The organism is Maribacter sp. IgM3_T14_3 (genome assembly GCF_049603095.1).
Classification (GTDB): Bacteria; Bacteroidota; Bacteroidia; order Flavobacteriales; family Flavobacteriaceae; genus Maribacter.
This window is the reverse complement of record NZ_CP187138.1, coordinates 4,562,147-4,582,483: the sequence shown is the minus strand read 5'-3', so window position 1 is coordinate 4,582,483 and position 20,337 is coordinate 4,562,147. Positions and strand designations below refer to the sequence as shown.

At 33.7% G+C, this 20,337-nt stretch carries 20 protein-coding genes; 14 read left to right on the top strand and 6 right to left on the bottom strand.

The genetic code is table 11. From position 1 onward, the window contains the following. Positions 1-19: 19 nt before the first annotated feature. The gene (locus ACPF9A_RS20205; RefSeq protein ID WP_423999878.1) at positions 20-850 is read left to right on the top strand and encodes an OmpA family protein; all 831 of its coding nucleotides are present in this window, start codon (positions 20-22) and stop codon (positions 848-850) included. A gap of 71 nt (positions 851-921) precedes the next feature. Here ACPF9A_RS20205 and ACPF9A_RS20200 read toward each other — a convergent pair whose 3' ends face one another. The 4 genes from ACPF9A_RS20200 to ACPF9A_RS20185 form a co-directional block, all read right to left on the bottom strand. Continuing rightward, the gene (locus tag ACPF9A_RS20200; RefSeq protein ID WP_423999876.1) at positions 922-2,385 is read right to left on the bottom strand and encodes a M14 family metallopeptidase; all 1,464 of its coding nucleotides are present in this window, start codon (positions 2,383-2,385) and stop codon (positions 922-924) included. A gap of 24 nt (positions 2,386-2,409) precedes the next feature. Further along, on the bottom strand, positions 2,410-3,072 hold the full coding sequence (locus ACPF9A_RS20195; protein ID WP_424004541.1) for an N-acetylmuramoyl-L-alanine amidase: 663 nt from the start codon (positions 3,070-3,072) through the stop codon (positions 2,410-2,412). Beyond that, complete coding sequence (locus tag ACPF9A_RS20190) at positions 3,072-3,431, bottom strand: 3D domain-containing protein (protein ID WP_423999874.1); 360 nt, start codon at positions 3,429-3,431, stop codon at positions 3,072-3,074. The genes ACPF9A_RS20195 and ACPF9A_RS20190 overlap by 1 nt, the downstream gene beginning before the upstream one ends. 68 nt (positions 3,432-3,499) lie before the next feature. Continuing rightward, complete coding sequence (locus tag ACPF9A_RS20185; protein WP_423999872.1) at positions 3,500-5,011, bottom strand: FG-GAP-like repeat-containing protein; 1,512 nt, start codon at positions 5,009-5,011, stop codon at positions 3,500-3,502. Positions 5,012-5,118: 107 nt separating this feature from the next. Here ACPF9A_RS20185 and ACPF9A_RS20180 point away from each other — a divergent pair, with 107 nt between their 5' ends. The 3 genes from ACPF9A_RS20180 (at position 5,119) to ACPF9A_RS20170 (ending at position 6,930) form a co-directional block, all read left to right on the top strand. After that, positions 5,119-5,523 carry a DUF2452 domain-containing protein gene (locus ACPF9A_RS20180; protein ID WP_133687572.1) on the top strand — a complete coding sequence of 135 codons (405 nt, stop codon included), beginning with the start codon at positions 5,119-5,121 and terminating at the stop codon, positions 5,521-5,523. A gap of 72 nt (positions 5,524-5,595) precedes the next feature. After that, entirely contained in the window at positions 5,596-6,597 is a 1,002-nt protein-coding gene (locus ACPF9A_RS20175) for a serine hydrolase domain-containing protein (RefSeq protein WP_423999870.1), read from the top strand. Positions 6,598-6,639: 42 nt separating this feature from the next. Beyond that, a complete protein-coding gene (locus tag ACPF9A_RS20170) occupies positions 6,640-6,930 on the top strand; it encodes a hypothetical protein (RefSeq protein WP_423999868.1) in 291 nt (96 codons plus the stop codon). Between the two features lie 704 nt (positions 6,931-7,634). On the opposite strand, the gene ACPF9A_RS20165 is transcribed toward ACPF9A_RS20170, so the two are convergent. Next, positions 7,635-8,477 carry a 1,4-dihydroxy-2-naphthoyl-CoA synthase gene (locus tag ACPF9A_RS20165; protein ID WP_291790819.1) on the bottom strand — a complete coding sequence of 281 codons (843 nt, stop codon included), beginning with the start codon at positions 8,475-8,477 and terminating at the stop codon, positions 7,635-7,637. A gap of 184 nt (positions 8,478-8,661) precedes the next feature. On the opposite strand from ACPF9A_RS20165, the gene ACPF9A_RS20160 reads away from it, so the two are divergent. From ACPF9A_RS20160 to ACPF9A_RS20120, 9 genes are all read left to right on the top strand, one after another. After that, the gene (locus ACPF9A_RS20160) at positions 8,662-9,390 is read left to right on the top strand and encodes a phosphatase PAP2 family protein (RefSeq protein ID WP_423999866.1); all 729 of its coding nucleotides are present in this window, start codon (positions 8,662-8,664) and stop codon (positions 9,388-9,390) included. Between the two features lie 81 nt (positions 9,391-9,471). Then, a complete protein-coding gene (locus ACPF9A_RS20155) occupies positions 9,472-10,461 on the top strand; it encodes a 2-hydroxyacid dehydrogenase (protein WP_423999864.1) in 990 nt (329 codons plus the stop codon). A 78-nt stretch (positions 10,462-10,539) separates the two neighbouring features. Continuing rightward, the gene (locus ACPF9A_RS20150; protein ID WP_423999862.1) at positions 10,540-11,112 is read left to right on the top strand and encodes a DUF2911 domain-containing protein; all 573 of its coding nucleotides are present in this window, start codon (positions 10,540-10,542) and stop codon (positions 11,110-11,112) included. Between the two features lie 16 nt (positions 11,113-11,128). Continuing rightward, entirely contained in the window at positions 11,129-11,992 is an 864-nt protein-coding gene (locus tag ACPF9A_RS20145; protein ID WP_423999860.1) for a helix-turn-helix domain-containing protein, read from the top strand. A 106-nt stretch (positions 11,993-12,098) separates the two neighbouring features. Further along, positions 12,099-13,553 carry a nuclear transport factor 2 family protein gene (locus ACPF9A_RS20140; RefSeq protein WP_423999858.1) on the top strand — a complete coding sequence of 485 codons (1,455 nt, stop codon included), beginning with the start codon at positions 12,099-12,101 and terminating at the stop codon, positions 13,551-13,553. A gap of 72 nt (positions 13,554-13,625) precedes the next feature. After that, positions 13,626-14,252, top strand: a complete 627-nt coding sequence (locus ACPF9A_RS20135) for an O-methyltransferase (RefSeq protein ID WP_423999856.1) — start codon at positions 13,626-13,628, stop codon at positions 14,250-14,252. Between the two features lie 205 nt (positions 14,253-14,457). Continuing rightward, complete coding sequence (locus ACPF9A_RS20130) at positions 14,458-15,084, top strand: ferric reductase-like transmembrane domain-containing protein (protein ID WP_423999854.1); 627 nt, start codon at positions 14,458-14,460, stop codon at positions 15,082-15,084. Between the two features lie 17 nt (positions 15,085-15,101). Beyond that, the gene (locus tag ACPF9A_RS20125) at positions 15,102-15,959 is read left to right on the top strand and encodes an SDR family oxidoreductase (protein WP_423999852.1); all 858 of its coding nucleotides are present in this window, start codon (positions 15,102-15,104) and stop codon (positions 15,957-15,959) included. A gap of 121 nt (positions 15,960-16,080) precedes the next feature. Continuing rightward, positions 16,081-16,797 (top strand): siderophore-interacting protein, encoded by a 717-nt coding sequence (locus tag ACPF9A_RS20120; protein WP_423999850.1) that lies wholly within the window; start codon positions 16,081-16,083, stop codon positions 16,795-16,797. Positions 16,798-16,877: 80 nt separating this feature from the next. Here the strand turns inward: ACPF9A_RS20120 and ACPF9A_RS20115 are convergent, their stop codons facing one another. Further along, positions 16,878-19,199, bottom strand: a complete 2,322-nt coding sequence (locus ACPF9A_RS20115; RefSeq protein WP_423999848.1) for a tetratricopeptide repeat protein — start codon at positions 19,197-19,199, stop codon at positions 16,878-16,880. 194 nt (positions 19,200-19,393) lie between these two features. Here ACPF9A_RS20115 and ACPF9A_RS20110 point away from each other — a divergent pair, with 194 nt between their 5' ends. Continuing rightward, the gene (locus ACPF9A_RS20110; RefSeq protein WP_423999846.1) at positions 19,394-20,323 is read left to right on the top strand and encodes a carbon-nitrogen hydrolase family protein; all 930 of its coding nucleotides are present in this window, start codon (positions 19,394-19,396) and stop codon (positions 20,321-20,323) included. The last annotated feature ends 14 nt before the right edge of the window (positions 20,324-20,337 follow it).

Genomic DNA, 20,337 nt, shown 5'->3' with positions numbered 1-20,337 from the left:
TTAATTAAAAGAGAATAAAATGAAAAGAGTATCCTTAGTTACTATTTTATCGATAGCACTTTTAACTTCATGTGTTTCTAAAAAGAAATATGTTGCTTTAGAAGATAACTTATCTCAAACACAAAGTAGTCTACAAAAGACTCAAGTTGAGAAAGAAGAGCTACAAGCTCAAATGACAAAAATTGAAGCTCGTGTTGAAGAGTACAATTCAAAAATCAACTCATTGAAAGAAATGAACGATAGTCAGTTCACAAGTGTTGATGATGTTGCGGTTATGAGCAATAATACAAAAGCTAAGATGAGAAATACATTGAAAAATGTAGATCCAGCAAAATTAGCAGGTGCAAAAACATTACAAGATTCTATGAATTTGGCAGTTTCTTATAAATTGAAACAATCAATTTCTGAAGAAGGAGAAGATATCGATGTTAGCATTGACAAGACTGTAGTAATGATCAACATCTCTGATGAATTATTATTCAACACAGCAAGTTATAATGTAAGTAGCAAAGCTGATAAAATTCTTAAAAAATTGGCAGATGTAATTAAATCAGAGCCAAGTATGGAAGTTATGGTTGAAGGTCATACTGATGCTAGAACAATCAATACTCCGATGGTAACCGATAACTGGGATTTAAGTGTAAAACGTGCAACTTCAATCGTTCGTAAATTACAGAAAGAATATGATGTTGATCCTTCTCAACTTATCGCTTCTGGTAGAAGTAGCTACTTGCCTTTAGTAGAAAATGATACTAAAGAAAACATGGCGATGAATAGAAGAACTAAAATCATCATTTTACCTAACTTAGATAAGTTCTTTGCACTTTTAGATGCAGAAGATAGCTTATAAACTTTAGGATTAAATACTATTAAAAAGGGAAGCTATTGCTTCCCTTTTTTTATGCTTAAAATCTAAACTTGTTATCTAAAGATCATTCCGTTTGGTACATGTATATCTTGTTTTTTTAAATCAACCAAAAATCCGTTAATCACAGCATATTCTATAATACCCGCTTTTTCTAAAAAGAAGGTCGGGTTGATACCAGGAGCTAAATTTAATATAGGAATTATAAATTTTGGACTTAATATATGAACCGGAAAAGGTGAATTAATATTCTTTAAAGGAATAGATGATACACGTACATAACCATACCCTTTTTTCAAAACATCTTTAAAATTCAACGCTTTTACTTCATCAAAATTCGTTAAGTTCTTCGGATAAACCTTTGCTTGCTTTATCGTGTACCCAGTAGCGTCTAATGTTTCATAACCGTAATAGGTAGACAAATCTCCTTGATCTAAAATTCTACTACTATACCAAAAAGAGTTGTGATCTGGGTAATCAACTTCTACTTGGTGAATACCTAGATCAATTGAATAGGTATTACCCATAAGTTCATAGCTCGCATTGACAATTTTCAAATCGAACAGTTTTCTATCGTTCTGCGGAATTTTCTCGTATTCTTCAATTCCGATAGCCTCATAAGATTTTTGAGCAATAGTATAAATTGCAGATAAGATAGAGGTATAATTTAGTTTCCTAATTTCTTGCTTTTCTACATCTTCAGCAAATCCACCAGATTCAATTAAAATAGTGCTTGTCCCCCATTTTTGAATATTATCTCCGAAAGCTCTTGGTTCAAAATCATCATTATATCTACCAACTTGTCCCGGTGCATATTTCTGTAGAATATCATTCATGAAAACGATGATTTTCATCGCATTACCGCGGGTTTCATTGATATCTTTCTCATAATTATAAGCCGGAGCCAAATAAGATATTGTAGCAGGCTTTTCGGTACGTTCCGCATTATAATATGTGCTTTGATCATGAAGATTGAATCCGAAATCGGCATTAAGACTATCGCGTACTCGTTTTAAGGTCTGAGATTCGGGAGACTGTAAACGCAACGCATCTCTATTAATATCTATACCTAACAGATTTCTACGTTGATAAAGCTCAGCCCCATCAGGATTCAGCATTGGTAAAAAGTGAACAGTCAAGTTGGCAAGAATGGCCTCTTTCTCCTTTTCAAAATCAGCGCTGTCAAAGAAATTAAGAATATCAAAAATAGCTTGTGTAGCCGTTGGTTCATCGCCATGCATTTGAGACCAGAGGAATACATTGGTTTCTCCTGTTCCAATACTAATAAGACTTAAATCTTTGCCACCAATAGATTTACCAACAGTACTTACTTTAAACTTGCTGTTAGCAGAAAGTTTATCGATAAGCGGTTGAATATCGGTTCTTTTAATACGTCGTTTGCCAATAGAACTTTCTTTATAATTTTCGTAGGTATCATATAATTGGGTGGTTATATTATCTGATTGCCCTAATACCGAAAGCGAGCATAAGCTTAATATAGATAGAAATATGTTTTTCATTTATTGCTGTTCTTTAGATGTTTTTTATTGTTTGTTGGGTAATTCTTTAAAATTTAAATTTTTCACTGCCTTTCTCACATTCTCCATAAATTCAGGTCCTGGATCTGTTTTTACAGTTCTATAGCCCTCATCGGTCTCTAACCATAAAGGGTGATTTTCAAAAAGGGTGTATTCGTAGTGTCCGATTACGTAGTCGATATCATATTTATCTTTCAAAAACTTCACCAGCCAAATATTAGATTTTAATTGCGCTTTTGTTAATGGCAGTTCTTCGGTGCCGCCAACATTCTCCACTCCGATCGCGCAATGATTTAAACCAATGACATGTCGCGCCATAGTAGTTTCTGGTAATAGTTGATAAATAGTACCATCTCTATCGACCATAAATTGAGAAGAGACATTTAAGCCACTTACATTTTTAATATCTGGTCGCCAATTGGGTAACGTAACCGGATCAAAAGCTTCAAATGACTTTTGAAAAGTCGGAATGACCGTCCAATGTAAAACAATCATTTTGGGCTCAATTTTAGGGGAATCTTGCTCTAATCCGTATCTATTCTGCAAATATTCTAATGTCAGTATTTTTCGTTCTTCATTAAAGGTAATTGGGTGTTCTACAATTGTTTTGGTAGCAGAACACGATACCAAGACCAGACACAGAATAAAATAAAGTATACGTTTTTTCATCATTCCGCAATTTGTAAACTATCTTTTTCAACGGCATATGAAATGGTGATTTTTTTTCTTCCCCATTCTTTCGCTTGGTTAATATTCTCACCCATATAAATATCAATACGGTTGCGCCATCGCGAATGCATTTTATCTTTAACGATATAGATACCTTCAAAGGTGTCGATTTTCACTAAGGTATTATATGCAAGTCCTTTTTTTAATAGGTCTCTAGATACCGCTATCCATTTTTGACCCGGTTTAATAGAATCTCCCCAGGCAGTAATTGCAGGATGCTCGTATGATGTTTGGTTGGGAACCGAATTATATGCAGTTGCAGTTACTTGTAAAGGAACCCACTTATATTTTTTATCCAAAGATTTATCTGAACAGCCAAAAGCTATTAATAGCAGAAAAAAAATGGACAACCTTTTTATCATAACTACTAATGTAGTTTATTTTCTAAAATTAAAAGGTCGGTATAACTTTCGTCCCAAGCTTTTTTGATGTCTTTAGGCACCTCGGTAAAAGAATAATTTAAAGCACTAAGCACCATATCTTTATCGCCATCACCGTCAATATCGGCGGCATCCATCAAAAACCATCTACCCATATTAATATCTGCAAAATGCTCAGATTTAAAAGAATAATTTTCACTATCCTCGTTCTTTAAATAAACAAAATTATAATCTGGGTGCTTTTCATAATCAGGAAAAGTCGCTAACAGCGCAATATCGATATCGCCGTCTTCATCAAAATCATTGGCAACAACTCTAGTAGCACCGTTTAAGGGGTAGAAAAAAGTTTCGGTAAAATTATTCTTTCCATCATTGATATGAATTCGCATGCCGTGGTAAGGTTTATGAAATATAGATTTATCGGCATTATCACCGTTAACTGTAATGATATCGTCGAAACCATCACCATTATAATCTACCAGTTCAAACCAACTAGAGCCATATACGGGACTAAAGCGAATCACTTTTTCAGTATCAAAAGTCAAATTTTCTTTTTGATATAATATATATATCGCTTCATCGCCCTGCGCTGCCATGACTACTAAATCTTCTTGACCATCTGCATTCATATCCATAGCGATAACTCTTATGGTGCCAGGTACATTAAGTAATGTTGTGTTTTTATAGAATCCGTATTTGTCTTTTTCAAGCAGTGTAAGTTTACCTTTTAGGTTACCGAATTCACTTATAATAATTTCTTCGTTTCCGTTTTTATTTAAATCGATATACAAAGTATGTACAGGTCTATGTAACGAATCCTGTAAAATAGCTGTAGCACTTCCACTTTTGAGAATGGTCTTCCCCCTAGGTATTTCAAAAGGATCCATTACGCCCATAGTGGTAACAAATATACTATCGCCAATTAGTCGTGCATCTGTAATAGCTAAATCAGTATTACCCAAATACGTATTTTCGCCTGTATGCAGATCATAGCTACTTAAAACTCCTCTCCTATCTCCAGTAAGTACTTGATTATGGAGTGTATCAATCTTTAAAAAAGTGTACAGATTACCCTTTATACTATCTAAAGCTACTGGCTTGGTATTAAATTGTGAAAGCTTATCGTTTTCAATTTTCAGCGGATTGTTGACTACGCTATCTGGCGCCAAACTAATAATGTAATCGACCAATAGTTGCCAGTCTTGTTCATTAATTAATGGTTTACCTGGGTATATTCCAGATTTTATAATAGCTGCCTGTTCATCGAAAGAAAGCTTATAATAGGGGTGTTTATCTGGTGTAATAATTCCTAATCGAGCACCCATATCTGGTAGTATATTATCTCGCCATATATCTTTTGGTAAATCATTGATATTCGGTGCCATGTGGCAGCTGGCACAATAATTTTCATAAAGCACCACTTCTTTTGAACGTTTTTCTGTGTTACAAGATACAATGGCACATAATAGTAGGGAGTAGAAGACAGATTTAAAAGCCATTAGAATTAGGATGTTTTGTTGAATTCGGAATTGAAAAATGGAAGATACCTATACCCCTATAATCTTGCAAGTGATAAATGCAGGCTTTTCTTTAAATTTGTATCGCTATGAAAAAAGAAAAAAAACCAGATAATGTAGTTTTCAATGAAGATACCCAAGAGTATCACGGAAAACTATCCCCTTTTGCAACCGGAGTATCAGCACCAAAAATTACTCCGCCAGACGTAACTTCTTGGAAGAATACACACATTGTTAGTGCTAATAATCAGTTTAAGGCAGAATATGAAGCACTTCAAGAAACGTACAAGAAACTGATGGCAAATTTTGAATACAATAATTTGGTATACAGTGCAAAATTCAATTTCGAACCCATTGTAGGTAAGGTATATCACTTGTATAAAGCTAAAGATGAAAGTACATTTCTATCATTGATTTTACCTCAAGAATGTAACTTTAACCATGTTGGTAGTTTTAAACTTACATCAGATAAAACTTGGGAGAAAGTCAAATAATTCAGGTAAAAAAGAAGTCTATCTTAACCTAAGATATCAACACATTTTAATCTTATTCAGAACATATTAAGAATGAAGAAAACAAAACTGCTTTTAGGCATTGTCTTAGTAGGTATCATTGCCGCGGCATATTTTAACTACCCCAAACTTAATCTAATATCTGGATATGCTTCTAAAAATATGGCTTCTACGGTATTTATTGCTGATAGAGATGCTGTAGATATAACATTGAACGATAATGATATGCCTTTGATCAAATTGGCAGATACAGAGGTTACAAATGAGAATAAATCTGCCACTGCCAAGGTATACGGTCTAATGCCTAGAATAGCGGTTTATAAAGAAGGACTTGGGGCTGTACTTACCAACAAAGAGTTTTCTAAGCATAATTTCGACATTGTACCCAATAGGTTTCAAGTGAAAGATTCACTGCCTTTCCCATATGGAAACAACGGTGTTATCGATACGGTACTAGAAAATGTAGCTTATGATAAATTAGAAGTAGCATTAGAAAATGCTTTTCAGGATCCCGAACAAAAAACCAGATCTCTTTTAGTAGTGCATAAAAACCAAATTATTGGAGAACGTTATATACGCGGATTTTCTAAGGATACAAAAATTCTTGGGTGGTCAATGACCAAAAGTATATTGGCTACGCTTTATGGTATTTTAGAGTACCAAGATGACATCGATATGGAATTTAAGCCATTTGCAAAGGAAATGAGCATGAAGAACCACAAGCCCGATATTACCCTTAATCACCTCTTACGTATGCAAAGCGGATTGGAATGGGACGAGAACTATTTTAAAATATCTGATGTTACAAAGATGCTTTTCTTAGATTCTGATATGACTTTGGCGCAGCGATATAAAAAAGTAGTCGCCGAACCAACAGAAGTGTGGAACTATTCTTCTGGCACCACTAACTTACTTTCTGGTATTCTAAGAGAGCAGTTTGCTACACATCAAGAATATTTAGATTTCCCGTATAAAGAACTAATCGATAAAATAGGAATGAACTCTATGCTCTTAGAAACTGATTTATCTGGCAACTATATTTTGTCATCATACTGATGGGCAACAACGAGAGATTGGGCTAAATTCGGATTACTTTACTTGAATAAGGGAGATTGGAATGGTAATCGAATCTTTTCAGAATCTTGGTCAGACTATGTAGCCAAGCCTACAATTAATTCTAACGGAACCTACGGCGCACACTTTTGGCTGAATGCAGAAGGTAAATATGAGGACATTCCCACAGACCTATATTCGGTAAACGGATTTCAAGGACAACGCATCTTTATTATACCGTCTAAAGATCTTGTGATAGTCAGAACCGGACTAAAAGAACAGACCGACGAGCAATTCAACACACTGTTGAAAGAAATAATAGTTTCTATTCGATAAAAAGGGCAAAACTTTAACCTTTTAAATGCAATACCACATTTTTTAAGCAGTTCACAACAAAATTCTCATGTGTGGCAACAATAGTTTCAAAGAACCCTGAATGATATATACATTTACAGTGTTATTAAAAACGAATTAAAAATTTTCATTTTCATATAGTGTTCTCGTAAAAGAGTCTGATCTTCACTGATCGGACTCTTTTTAGTTACAGGTGTTTCAGTTTTCAGTTGGCAGTATCAGTTTTCAGTTGCTTCTTTGGCCTTTAGCCTTTAGCCTTTAGCCTTTAGCCTTTAGCCTTTAGCCTTTAGCCTTTAGCCTTTAGCCTTTAGCCTTTAGCCTTTAGCCTTTAGCCTTTAGCCTTTAGCCTTTAGCCTTTAGCCTTTAGCCTTTAGCCTTTAGCCTTTAGCCTTTAGCCTTTAGCCTTTAGCCTTTAGCCTTTAGCCTTTAGCCTTTAGCCTTTAGCCTTTAGCCTTTAGCCTTTAGCCTTTAGCCTTTAGCCTTTAGCCTTTAGCCTTTAGCCTTTAGCCTTTAGCCTTTAGCCTTTAGCCTTTAGCCTTTAGCCTTTAGCCTTTAGCCTTTAGCCTTTAGCCTTTAGCCTTTAGCCTTTAGCCTTTAGCCTTTAGCCTTTAGCCTTTAGCCTAAAAAAGTTCATTTTTCCAAGGAAAAATGAACTTTTTTACCACAGCCAACAGCCAACAGCTATATTAAGGTAGCCAATTATCCTTTCCAAAATTTGGTTTACGTTTTTCTAGAAAAGCATTTCTACCTTCTTTAGCTTCTTCGGTCATATAGGCTAATCTTGTTGCTTCACCTGCAAATACTTGTTGTCCCACCATTCCGTCGTCGGTAAGGTTCATAGAGAATTTTAGCATTTTTATTGAAATAGGCGATTTTTCTAAAACCTCTTGTGCCCATTGAAAAGCAGTATCTTCTAACTCGTCATGTGGTATTACGGCATTTACCATACCCATATCAAAAGCATCTTGTGCAGAATAGTTTCTGCCTAAAAAGAATATTTCACGTGCTTTTTTCTGTCCCACCATTTTAGCTAAGTAAGCAGAACCGTATCCGCCATCAAAGCTGGTTACATCTGCATCGGTTTGTTTAAAAATAGCATGTTCTTTACTAGCTAACGTCATGTCGCAAACTACGTGCAAACTATGTCCGCCACCAACGGCCCATCCCGGTACAACGCAAATAACCACTTTTGGCATAAAGCGAATCATCCGCTGAACTTCTAATATATTTAAACGATGCTGACCATCTTGACCAACATAGCCTTTCTCTCCCCTAGCCTTTTGATCTCCACCAGAACAAAAAGACCATATTCCGTCTTTTGTAGAAGGTCCTTCCGCAGAAAGCAAAACCACGCCGATAGAAGTATCTTCTTGAGCATCATAAAAAGCTTTAATTAGCTCGCTTGTCGTATGTGGTCTAAAAGCATTTCGAACATTTGGTCGGTTAAACGCAATACGCGCTACGCCGTCACATTTTTTATAGGTAATATCATCAAATTCTATAGCTGTTTTCCAGTTGGGTGATTTCATAATTTCTAACAATTCTATTATCGCATAAAGATAAGGGTTCAAGGTATACCTGTCCAAATTTGAAAACTAGGTTACCTGATTTAAAATTTAGGCATTAACTCAATCGAGTCAGTTATCAATTTATTTGAAACAGAAGATATGCCCATTATCTACTATGTTTACAAAATAATCAATAGTACGTTTCATGAAAAAATCGCTTTACACATTTATAAAATCGCTTCGAGAATTTTTAGCGAATAAATTAAACCAGTACAATACCACCTTACCATACGTTATTACGGTTATTGTAGCTTTGATAATAGTCGTAGGCGGTATAAATTTATTTGTAGAATTAACTGAAACTTTAAAAACAGAAACCCTTGCTACGTATGACACCACGATTACCGATTATGTAATTTCTCATCGATCACCGGGCTTAACATCTTACTTTAAGTTTATGACTAATGTTGGTGATACGTACGGATATTTAATTGTATTAGTAATATTCCTTTTAATATCCTTATTGGTATTTAAACGTTGGAAATATGTTGTACAAGCGACCATGGTATTGGCATTGGCAACAATTTCGAATATGATGCTAAAACGTTTTATTGATCGCGCAAGACCAGGAATAGAACATCTCGTTTCTGTAGAAACGCTGAGTTACCCTAGCGGTCATGCAATGAGTGCTATGGCATTCTACGGATTCTTAATTTTTCTAGTCACCAAGTTCAATATTCAAAAGGTGATAAAATATGTATTGATTATCGCCTTAATTACTATTATTCTAAGCATAGGTATAAGCAGAATTTATTTGGGAGTTCATTTTCCATCAGATATCGCTGGCGGATTTATTGCCGGATTCATCTGGGTAGTTTTTTGTGTGTTAATATTTGACCTGATACAGTTGTTTAGAACAGACCCGAAAACATAAATTGCAAACCTGATAATTGTCATAAAATTTTAGGTTCCATTAAGTAATTTTATTCCGTAATAAATTACCAATTAAATATTTATGAAAATAGCTGTTTTTAGTACAAAATCTTATGACCAAGAATACTTCGAAAAGTACAACGATACGCACCAATATACGTTCTCATTCTATGAAACTGCATTAAATTCAGACACGGCTAAACTCACCACATGTAGCGATGTAGTTTGTGTTTTTGTAAATGATGTTGTCGACAAAGCTACAATTGAGGTATTAACAGCTAACGGAGTAAAATTAATAGCATTACGCTGTGCAGGCTATAATAATGTAGATTTAGAAGCGGCAAAAATTCATAACATAAAAGTGGTCAGAGTACCAGCATATTCACCTGAGGCAGTCGCAGAACATGCATTAGCACTGATACTGACCTTAAATAGAAAAACACATAAAGCTTACAACCGAGTTAGAGAGGGTAATTTTTCTCTAAAGAATCTAATCGGATTTAATCTGCATAAAAAAACGGTAGGTGTCATAGGAACCGGACAAATCGGAGTTACTTTCTGCAAAATAATTAAAGGGTTTGGCTGTAATATTATTGCATATGATATCGCCGAGAATCAAGAGTTGTTAGAATTGGGGGTTAAATATGTTTCATTAGAAGATGTGTTTAAACAGTCAGACATCTTATCTCTTCATTGTCCGCTAAACAAACACACCAAACATATAGTCAACAATACTTCTATAGCTACTATGAAAGAAGGCGCTATGATTATTAATACAAGCCGTGGCGCTTTAATTAATACTGCAGATACCATTGAAGGATTAATAACGAAGAAAATTGGCTACTTAGGTATTGATGTATATGAGCAAGAAGAGAATCTATTTTTTGAAGATTTATCTGAACACATTATACAGGATGAGCAAATATTGAGGTTGTTGAGTTTCCCGAATGTATTGATTACTTCACATCAAGCCTATTTCACTAAAGAGGCAATGGATCAAATTACGATAACAACCTTAGAGAATATAAAAGCTTTTAAGAATAATACGGAGTTAATCAATGAGGTGAGGTAAATAGATTTATTAGTCATAATCTCAAAATTGGCTGATAATTCTTAAATTCCCGTACTAATTGATTTAACCTAAAGTAGTATGAAAAAAATTATCGCCGTCGTCGCCATTTTAGGTTTATTTACCACAATTGGCTTCGCCCAAGAATTTAGAGGGCTAGATAAGAGTCCGTTAGATAGAGTGTATTTGCCAGATCATTTTGCGCACGACATAAAATTTGCCCCAGAAAGAAACCTTCCTGATGCTCCAGTTTTAAGAATTGATTATAGTAGACCACAGAAAAATGGACGACAAGTTTTTGGCGGTATGGTCAAATACAATGAAATATGGCGTCTTGGTGCTAATGAAGCTACAGAGATTAAAGTTTATAAAGATGTAAAAATAGATGGTAAACTTCTCAAAAAGGGTACTTATACTATGTATGCAATACCCACTGAAGAACAATGGACAATCATTTTCAATACTGCTCTAAATCACTGGGGTCATTACAGTTACGATGAAAATAATGATGTTCTCAGAATAAATGCGCATGTATTACATAACCAGAAGTCAGTTGAAGAATTCTCTATACAATTTGAAGATGTAGAAGAAGGAGTTGGTGTTATGTATATAGCTTGGGATATGGATAGAGTAGAATTGCCTATTAGTTATTAAAGGTCTACATTTTAATTTGAAAGAAATTCCCAACATATCGTTTCAAGGTCCTGATAACACAAAAGATTTTGAGTGTTTGGTACTAACGGAATTATTCGCAAGAATACCTGAGATGGCAGACCATGACCCTACCCTATCTCATAGAATTCATTTTTTCGCCTTATTAATCGTTACAAAAGGAACTGGAAAACATAGCATAGATTTAAAGGAATATACCTTAAAGAAAGGTTCAGTTCTTAAAATTGCAAAAGGACAAATACACGCGTTTCAGAAAAATGCAGATTATGAAGGTTGCTTATTAATTTTTACAGAAGATTTCGTCTTAAATCATTTTTCAAAATCTTCCATTGCTATTATTTCACATCTGTATAATTACCACATTACCTCTCCCATTTCTAATAATGAATCTCTTAACGAAGACTTTTTAAAGGAGCTAAGTTTAGAGCTTAGAAACACCAATACCTTTGCTCAAATTAATATTGTTGCAGCTTTAATAGATTTGTATTTATTACGATTAGAGCGTAATTCGCAGAATAATATAGAGCAGAACAACTCAAAGCACTACCCGGTCTTTATTACATTTAAAAATTTAGTAGAAGAGTGTTATATAAAAACTAGAAATGTAAAAGATTACGCAGAAATGCTATCTATTACCACAAAACATCTTAATGAAATTGTTAAAGAATTCACGTTGAATACTGCTAAAACTTTCATTGATAGTTATGTTATTTTAGAGGCTAAGCGTGCTATTGTAAGTACGAATAAAAGCTTTAAGGAAATTGCTTTTGATACAGGTTTTGACGAACTCACCAATTTTACCAAGTTCTTTAAAAAAAACATGAATTTATCTCCTAAAGAGTTCAGAAACAAGCAACTCTAGAAATCTCACATTTACCATTCTTAGCATCATATTGATAATCAATACATATTAATGTACCATTAGTTTTGTAGTGTTAAATAACACTAATTAAGAACAAATGAACATTATGAAATCTAAATTAATAGCATTAAGTCTTTTTACAATGGCAATAGCTAGTTGTAACACAGAAGATAAAAAAATAGAAACAGTTTTAGAAGTAACAAGTTATAATCTAAAAACCACGGCAAGTGAACTAGAATTCAATACCCTTGATGCTGAAATAGAAAAGACTTTTACAAGTAAACAACCTGGTTATATTAGACGTCAAAGTGGTGTGGACGAACAAGGTAAGTACGTTGTACTGGTATATTGGAAATCACTTACAGATGCCAAAGCATCTATGGATAAGTTTATGAATGACCAATCTGTGGCTGGTTATGCTATTATGATTGAAGGGTCTACCATGAAAATGTCTGGTTTCAACATCACAGATAAATTTAAGGCAACTAATAGCACGTTTACAGAGGTAATGACTTTCAACACAAAAGAGGGTACTGATTTAAAAGCTTTCAATAAAGTAAATAAAAGTGTTGGTCCAAAGTTTACCGAAAAACAAAAAGGCTTTTTACAACGCATTACGGGATCCAATGATTCTGGTGAACAAGTAGCAGTCGTTTATTGGGATACAAAAGCAAATTCAGATGCTGTAATCAATGATTTCATGAATGCTCCTGTAGCCAAAGAGTTTATGGGAATGATGGATCAGTCTACTATAGATATGATGAGATTCCAATCTTTAGCTTCTTTGAAAAACGTAACATTATCAAATAAGGATAAAGTGGTTGCTTTGTTAAAAAGCTTTAATACAGGTGATCAAACTCCAATTTCTTACATAAATCCGAACAAATACATTCAACACAACTTAGGTGTTGCAGATGGTTTACAAGGTTTTGGAGAATTAATGCAACATGCTCCAGAAGGCGGATTTAAAGCAAACGTTGTTCGTGCGTTTCAAGATGGCGATTATGTTTTTGCACAAACAGAATATGATTTCTTCGGACCTAAAGCTGCATTTGATATATTTCGTTTTGAGGACGGATTAATTGTTGAGCATTGGGATAATCTATTAGAGGTTCAAAAACCAAACCCAAGTGGTCATACTCAGTTTGATGGTGCAACTGCGCTTACAGATTTAGACAAGACTGAAGCTAATAAAGCAGTAGTTAGAGGATTTATTGAAGATGTATTGTTAAATCATCAAATGGATAAAGTGGCTAGCTACATCAATCCTAAAGAATATGTACAACACAACCCTGCAGTTGCAGACGGTTTAGAAGGTTTTGGAGCTGCAATGAAGTACTTCGCAGAAAACGGATTAGTAATGGAGTATGATAATCTTCATATGGTCTTAGGTCAAGGGAACTTTGTATTAAGTGTTAGTGAAGGAAAATTTGGAAAAGGAGACCATACGGCATATTATGATTTGTTCAGACTAGAAAATGGATTAATAGTTGAGCATTGGGATGTGATAGCTACTATTCCTGCAAAATCTGATTGGAAGAATACCAATGGTAAATTCTAAATTGTAAAACTGAATCAAGAAGGAATATCTGTATTCACTGGTATTCCTTCTAATTTTTTAAAAAAATATAATATGATAACAGCAACGCATAATTCTATTACTGCTACTTTGTTAGATTTATTTAATGATGCTAAATACGATAAAACTAGAATTATAAAAGGTTTGGTCAAGAGTATACTTAGACCAATTCAACCTGAAGATTTTAAAGATGCCTATCTCGCAATCTCCGAAGAACAAGGGCTGTATTTAGTAGAATTAATACAGAAAAATAACCTTAAGAATGTGGTGGAATTCGGAACGTCATTTGGTATCTCTACCCTATTTTTAGCACAAGGTGTTTTAGAGACGAAAGGCAGAATTATTACCACCGAGTTAATTGCTTCAAAGGCTGAAAAGGCTATGGAGAATTTTAAGAAAGCGGAAGTATCCAATATCATCGATGTAAGAATTGGTGATGCCATGCAAACTTTACAAAATCATAAGAAGCCTATAGATTTATTGTTTTTAGATGGTTGGAAGAATTTATATCAACCCCTATTTAATATGTTAGAATCGAACTTTCATACCAATACCATAATTTATGTTGATAATGCCAATATGACCGAATCTCGTGCATTTTTAACAGCTGTAGGTCAAAATGATAAGTACACCCTAGAAAGTATATTTGAAGGTAAAGTTGTATTAATTAGAATTAAGTAATAAGCTTATGAGCCAAATAGCAAATTGCCCAACTTGTGGTAGCAAATCGAAAATAAAAGAGGTTGACGGTCAAACGGTTTATTCAGCTGTACAAGATGAAGAAGCCTTTAAAACATTGGTCAATTAAAGAAAGCTATGGAAAAGTTCAAAGCAAGATCTGAAGCTTTGGAAAAAGAATTGAATGAATTAAAAGCTTCATTATAATATGGCATTTTTAAAGAAAAATTATGGTTGGATGATTGTTGCTATTTTGGCAACACTTCCATTATTCATTTTAAGCAATGTGTTTAAAATTGATATATCTAATGGCTTCCATGTATCATTGGTAGATAACGGTGGTAAAGAAGGTTTGTCTACCCTAGAAATGTTATACCATATTACAGGTGAATTTGCTATTCGATGGATGACTGCTGTACTAACCTGTACTCCATTTTTCATACTTATTGGTGTCACAAATCTATTTGTTAGGCAAGCAATGGGTATTGCTACTGCAGTATGGAGTTTATTACACTTTATAATATTTATTTGGGCAGAAGGCTTTTTAGAAACGTTTACTCAAGTAAATTACGTAGCAGGTTTTATAGCTGTTTTAATTCTAATTCCATTGTTATTCACTTCTAATAGAAAATGGATGAAAAAGCTAAAAGCTACATGGAAAAAGCTTCAGAGTTGGGCATATGCCGCCATTGTACTTAGTCTTTTACATGTTGCCATTTTAGAAAAAACCTGGATCATATATGCCGTAATTGTGGGATTAGGTTTTATCATTAGAATACCCGTTATAAAAGACAAATTTATTAATAGAAGAAAAAACAAAGCTACGGTAGCTTAAGATAAATATAAAATCAAATGAAAATAGCAGTAACATCAGCCAGTGGAAAATTAGGTGTATCTATTGTAAAACACTTAATTAACTTAATAGGAAAAGAGAATGTAATAGGTATTGCCAGAACTGTAGAAAAGGCAACCTATTTAGGGGTAGAAATTAGAAAAGGAGATTATAATAGTCGTGAAGATTTTAATTCAGCATTACAAGGCGTAGACGCCGTTCTTTTGGTTTCCGGAATGGACGAACCTCAAAAAAGAATCCAACAACATAGAAATGTCATAGAAGCTGCAAAACAAAATGGCGTTAAAAAAATAGTATATACTAGCATTGTTGGTGATGAAGATAAGAATGCTTTTAGCCCTATAGTACAAAGCAATAGACAAACAGAAAAAGACGTCCAAGCATCTGGACTGCAATGGGTAATTGGTAGAAACGGAATCTATATTGAGCCAGATTTGGAGTATTTGGATACTTATATTAAAGAAGGCAGAATAGAGAACTGTGCCGGACAAGGAAAATGTACCTACACTAGCAGAGAAGAATTAGGTTACGCCTACGCCAAATTATTAATTGAAGATAAACACAATGGTCAAGTATACAACTTGGTTGGTGAGCCAGTAACGCAAACCGAATTGCCAGAAAATATCAATAAGGTGTATGGCACTAACCTTATCTACAATTCGGTAACGGTCGACAATTATGCTGCAGATAGAAAAGCTGCTTTAGGAGATTTCATGGGTACCGTTATTGCGGGTATTTATGAAGGGATAAAAGCTGGAGCTAACGATGTAACGTCCGATTATGAAAAAGCTACGGGCAGGGCTCCTAAATCTCTTTTCGAGATGATTTCTGAGTTTAAGAACAACAGTGAAGCTTAACCATTTTTAAGAATTAGATCATTTAATTTTGAGAGCAATTGATAAAATTATAGACGAAGCACCGAGAATATAATTTCTAGGTGCTTTGTTTATTAATTAAAAACGAAACAATATGGGGTTGATGGAAACCATTATTAAAAAGGTTCTTGAAAAAGGGATTATAATAGAAAAAACAAAGCTATCAGGTTCAGTGTATAAAATACGCATTCAGAGTGATGGCATTGCTGATTATGATTTTGTGCCTGGGCATTTTTTAAGGTTAGGCGTAGGAATTGATCAAGATGAAATTTCTTTAAAAGACAAAGTAAGAAGTTATAGCGTTTGGGATATTAATAAAGAAAATAGTACAATAGATATTGCCATCGCAACTCATAGCCAGGGTATTGGCGCTAAATGGGTAGAAACTTGCAAACCCAATGACACGGTATATTTTAAGTGGAAAAAAGGGAAATTTCTTGTTGATGACTCCGCAGATAGTTATTTAATGATCGGTGATTTATCAACACTTTCACATCTATATATTATTAATCGAAATCTACCGGATAACAAGCAGGTTAAGAGTTTAATTTACAGTAAAGACAGCAACGATTTTTTTACAGATGTTGATGGTTTAAAACCTTTTGATTTTCATGTGATGAGTGAAAATTCATCTACAGAAATTATCCAAAAATTGAATAGCATAATTCCTGAAATGAAAGGCGATACCATGGTGTATATCGCTGGTGATAGTCGCGTTTGTATTGCGTTGACCAATTATTTCAGAAAAGAGTTGAATTGGAGTGCAAAACAAATTAAAACCAAACCATTCTGGAATCCGGATAAAAAAGGATTGGAATAATTGTTATCAACTTCTCACCACTACTAATATTAATATAAAAACTAATTATGAAATATATTAATAATCTTCAAAAAACTATTTTAGCCTTCCTCATCATTAATGACCAAAAGTCTTTCAGAAAGCGCTTTTGCCTTTTGTAGCGGTATAAATTTCTCATCTGCATTCTCCCAAAAATGCATTGCCAAATTCAAATATTTTCTTGCCTCTTGTTTGTTCTCACTCTCGAGCAAACAAGCCATTAAGTAATAGTGAACAGGGTTTTCAGATTTTTGATTAATACTTTTTTCCAAGATTTTAAATGCTTCATCTCTATTACCTGAATCTTTGTAAATTTGACTTAAAAAATATGTCTTTTCAGAAAAAAACTTTTTAATTCTGCCATTATCGCGCTCCAGAATTTCAATAGATTTTTCAAAATCTCCCAATTGATAAAAGTTTATTACATCAAAAATTTCAGCATAACCTTCGCTATAGGCTTTAAATTCATCACGACAATCCTTAAAATCCCTGGTGTAAGAATTATTCTGATATGCTTTTTCAATAACGTTCATCAAGCATATACATTTATAAATTGACTCGGCTTCAGGAGAATATTTCATCAAATCAGACAATAATTCTTCTGGTTTACTTACCTGATTTATAGAATAGTATAAGTCAGACTTTATATTGAAAGTCTCTCTAATCATTACATTTAAAGGTATCTTTTTAACACCAAATTTCTCATATGAACCTAACAATTCCAATGATTTATTAATTTGACCAGAAAGTCTTAAAAAATTTGCTTTTAACCATATAAAGCTTAAACTATCAGTCAATGTTGTAGACTGGGCTATATTTCTTTCTAGTCTATTGTTTGCATTTTGAATTTCTGAATTTTTAAAATCTATAAATGCCAATCTCATTTGAATAGTAGAATTTAATGGGTCTAAGGTTTCCTCTTCCTCTAAAATTAATTTCGCTTTTTCAAGGTTCCCCTGCTTCTCAAAAATGTCCGCATATTTCATTTTATCCTCATCTCGTGTTGGAAATTCTTCACTTAATTTATCAAGGGTGTTTTTTGCTTCAATATATTCTTCGTTATCAAGCTGTAAATCATATAATGACAGTAGTCCCTTTTCAATATTTCCATAATCAATTGCTTCGTTGATCAATACTTTTGCACTATCTATTCCATAAGTAGATTGATATAGAGGAAGCAATCTTTCATACGGGCTAAATTCGTAAGGAAACATTTTTCTCCTGAGCTCTTGAAGTTTATAATAGGCATCCATATCATTGGTAATACCATAAAGCATTTCTTTTGAATAAAACTGCATTCTTTCAGGAAGTGATGCGCCAAACTTGATAGCTTTTTTAATGTTAAGTATGGATTCGTCCCTTTTTCCTTGCCCATATAAAGGATCACCTAAATAAATGTAACATATCGCACAAGAAGGGTCAAGTTCAATAGATTTAGTTACAAGATTTACAACTTCATCTAATCCAGTTGGGTTATTAAAGAAAGACAATCTCGAAAGTGTAAAGTACTTAAGAGCTTCAATGTTGTCGGTAATTAAACTTGAACTAGGTAGTTGAACTTGATCATTAAAATGAAAACGATTTGGAATTTTATCAAAAATTTGTTGCGTTATTTCATCTATAGCTAAAAACGGATCAGAATTAAAAGCATCAATTTCTAAAACTATATTACCATCTTTTACACTATATAGGCTTCCTTTAAAAGAGTAAACATCTTTTGCTAGCGTAAAAGAAATACGAGTAAAATAATCTTGTCTAGACTGTTTAGCAATTTCTCTTTGCATTCCAATATTAGGCACTTTAAACGGTGGCAGACTAAGTTTATCATAATACCAATGAAGCCCATATTGAGAAGTAGTATAGAATTCTGGTCGCTGATCAAGATTGTATTCCAACAAATTGGAAAATGCTAAACCCCACCAATCTAAATCTTCATCTTTTCCAGTATTTATAAATTGAAAACTAGCTATGGTTTTGATTTTTTTTAGATTTGGTATTACTGCTTGCACAGTTTCACCTTCATCATTTAAAAGGTTGACTATTTCAACATTTTCCTTTTGGCTCTTAAAATTAAAATAACCAACTAGAATGAAAGAAAGAATGAAATTTCCTATTATTAAAAACTTAGGCCATCGAACAATACCTTTAGAAGTTCTCGGGTTTAATTGGTCACTGAAATAAATTATAGTAATAATTGCGGGTACTAATGTGAACCACAACAATAGATATTGATCTACTAAATTATCCCCTAAATCATATCTTTTTGTTAGGAATTCTACGAATTGTAAAAGTCCGAAACCAACTGCAAAATAAGTACCCAGATATTGAGGAACTTTTTTGTCCCATAAACTTTGTAACCATGATTTTTCAGATGTTGATTCCATTTTGTAAGATTAAGTGTACTAATATAAATGATGTATTTGCTTTTTGTGAATTTTAAATCAATAATTTTCAGACTAATACATAAATGTTATTTTATCTTAATATTAAATAAACTATAAAACGGACAAAATTTTTATTAAGATTACATTATGTATTTTAATATTAAAGAAAAACATAATCACACTTAGTGTAAAATATGAAAGTAAAAATCTGCCTTATTCAAGATAGTCCCGTTTTCTTTGACATCGAGAAAACCATAGAAAAAATTGAACGTCTCGTAAAGTCTCATGCCAAGCAAGGTTGTGAATTAATTGTATTCCCAGAATCCTTTATTCCTGGATACCCAAGAGGGTTCTCTTTTGGCGCCGTGGTTGGCAGCAGAACAGAAGAAGGTAGAAAAATCTATACCGAGTATCATAAAAATAGTCTAGACTTAGATGGTCAAGAACTCCAAAGATTAGTAAAACTTGCCAATACCGAGAAGGTATATTTAGTTATTGGTATCACTGAAAAACAGTCCAACAATGGAAGTCTATATTGTTCTATGCTCTACATCTCTCCTACTGACGGATTTTTGGGTGTTCACCGAAAAATAAAACCTACAGGTAGCGAACGCATAATTTGGAGCGAAGACGATGGGAAATCTTTGGTGAGTTTCGACACTAAAATTGGTAAACTGGGCGGACTCATTTGTTGGGAAAATTATATGCCTTTGGCTAGAATGGCAATGTACCAAAAAGGTTTAGAAATATATATCGCACCAACAGCGGACTCAAGAGATGAATGGACATCTACCATGAAACATATTGCTTTAGAAGGTAGGTGTTTTGTTTTAGGTTGCAATCAGTATTATACAAAGTCAATGTATCCTGATAAATATCGGCATTTGGTAGAAAATGAACCTGAAAATCTTTGTCGTGGTGGCAGTGTTATCGTTTCTCCTTTAGGTAAAATTATTGCAGGTCCATTATTTGATGAAGCCGGCGCATTGGTAGCAGAAATAGATTTAGATGAAATAGTACATGCAAAGTTAGATTTTGATGTCAATGGTCATTATTCTCGTAACGATATTTTTGAGTTTAAAGCCCATTATCAGCCCGATATGAAGGTTGAAAAAGCATCTTGAATTAATGACTAATT

What these genes read in the sequence shown, in the direction of transcription:
- ACPF9A_RS20185 (WP_423999872.1), bottom strand. Translation starts at nt 5,011, where the DNA reads ATGGCTTTTAAATCTGTCTTCTACTCCCTACTATTATGTGCCATTGTA.
- ACPF9A_RS20115 (WP_423999848.1), bottom strand. Translation starts at nt 19,199, where the DNA reads ATGGAATCAACATCTGAAAAATCATGGTTACAAAGTTTATGGGACAAA.
- ACPF9A_RS20160 (WP_423999866.1), top strand. Translation starts at nt 8,662, where the DNA reads ATGAAAAAATCGCTTTACACATTTATAAAATCGCTTCGAGAATTTTTA.
- ACPF9A_RS20200 (WP_423999876.1), bottom strand. Translation starts at nt 2,385, where the DNA reads ATGAAAAACATATTTCTATCTATATTAAGCTTATGCTCGCTTTCGGTA.
- ACPF9A_RS20180 (WP_133687572.1), top strand. Translation starts at nt 5,119, where the DNA reads ATGAAAAAAGAAAAAAAACCAGATAATGTAGTTTTCAATGAAGATACC.
- ACPF9A_RS20130 (WP_423999854.1), top strand. Translation starts at nt 14,458, where the DNA reads ATGGCATTTTTAAAGAAAAATTATGGTTGGATGATTGTTGCTATTTTG.
- ACPF9A_RS20135 (WP_423999856.1), top strand. Translation starts at nt 13,626, where the DNA reads ATGATAACAGCAACGCATAATTCTATTACTGCTACTTTGTTAGATTTA.
- ACPF9A_RS20195 (WP_424004541.1), bottom strand. Translation starts at nt 3,072, where the DNA reads ATGAAAAAACGTATACTTTATTTTATTCTGTGTCTGGTCTTGGTATCG.
- ACPF9A_RS20120 (WP_423999850.1), top strand. Translation starts at nt 16,081, where the DNA reads ATGGAAACCATTATTAAAAAGGTTCTTGAAAAAGGGATTATAATAGAA.
- ACPF9A_RS20125 (WP_423999852.1), top strand. Translation starts at nt 15,102, where the DNA reads ATGAAAATAGCAGTAACATCAGCCAGTGGAAAATTAGGTGTATCTATT.
- ACPF9A_RS20205 (WP_423999878.1), top strand. Translation starts at nt 20, where the DNA reads ATGAAAAGAGTATCCTTAGTTACTATTTTATCGATAGCACTTTTAACT.
- ACPF9A_RS20150 (WP_423999862.1), top strand. Translation starts at nt 10,540, where the DNA reads ATGAAAAAAATTATCGCCGTCGTCGCCATTTTAGGTTTATTTACCACA.
- ACPF9A_RS20110 (WP_423999846.1), top strand. Translation starts at nt 19,394, where the DNA reads ATGAAAGTAAAAATCTGCCTTATTCAAGATAGTCCCGTTTTCTTTGAC.
- ACPF9A_RS20140 (WP_423999858.1), top strand. Translation starts at nt 12,099, where the DNA reads ATGAAATCTAAATTAATAGCATTAAGTCTTTTTACAATGGCAATAGCT.
- ACPF9A_RS20155 (WP_423999864.1), top strand. Translation starts at nt 9,472, where the DNA reads ATGAAAATAGCTGTTTTTAGTACAAAATCTTATGACCAAGAATACTTC.
- ACPF9A_RS20165 (WP_291790819.1), bottom strand. Translation starts at nt 8,477, where the DNA reads ATGAAATCACCCAACTGGAAAACAGCTATAGAATTTGATGATATTACC.
- ACPF9A_RS20175 (WP_423999870.1), top strand. Translation starts at nt 5,596, where the DNA reads ATGAAGAAAACAAAACTGCTTTTAGGCATTGTCTTAGTAGGTATCATT.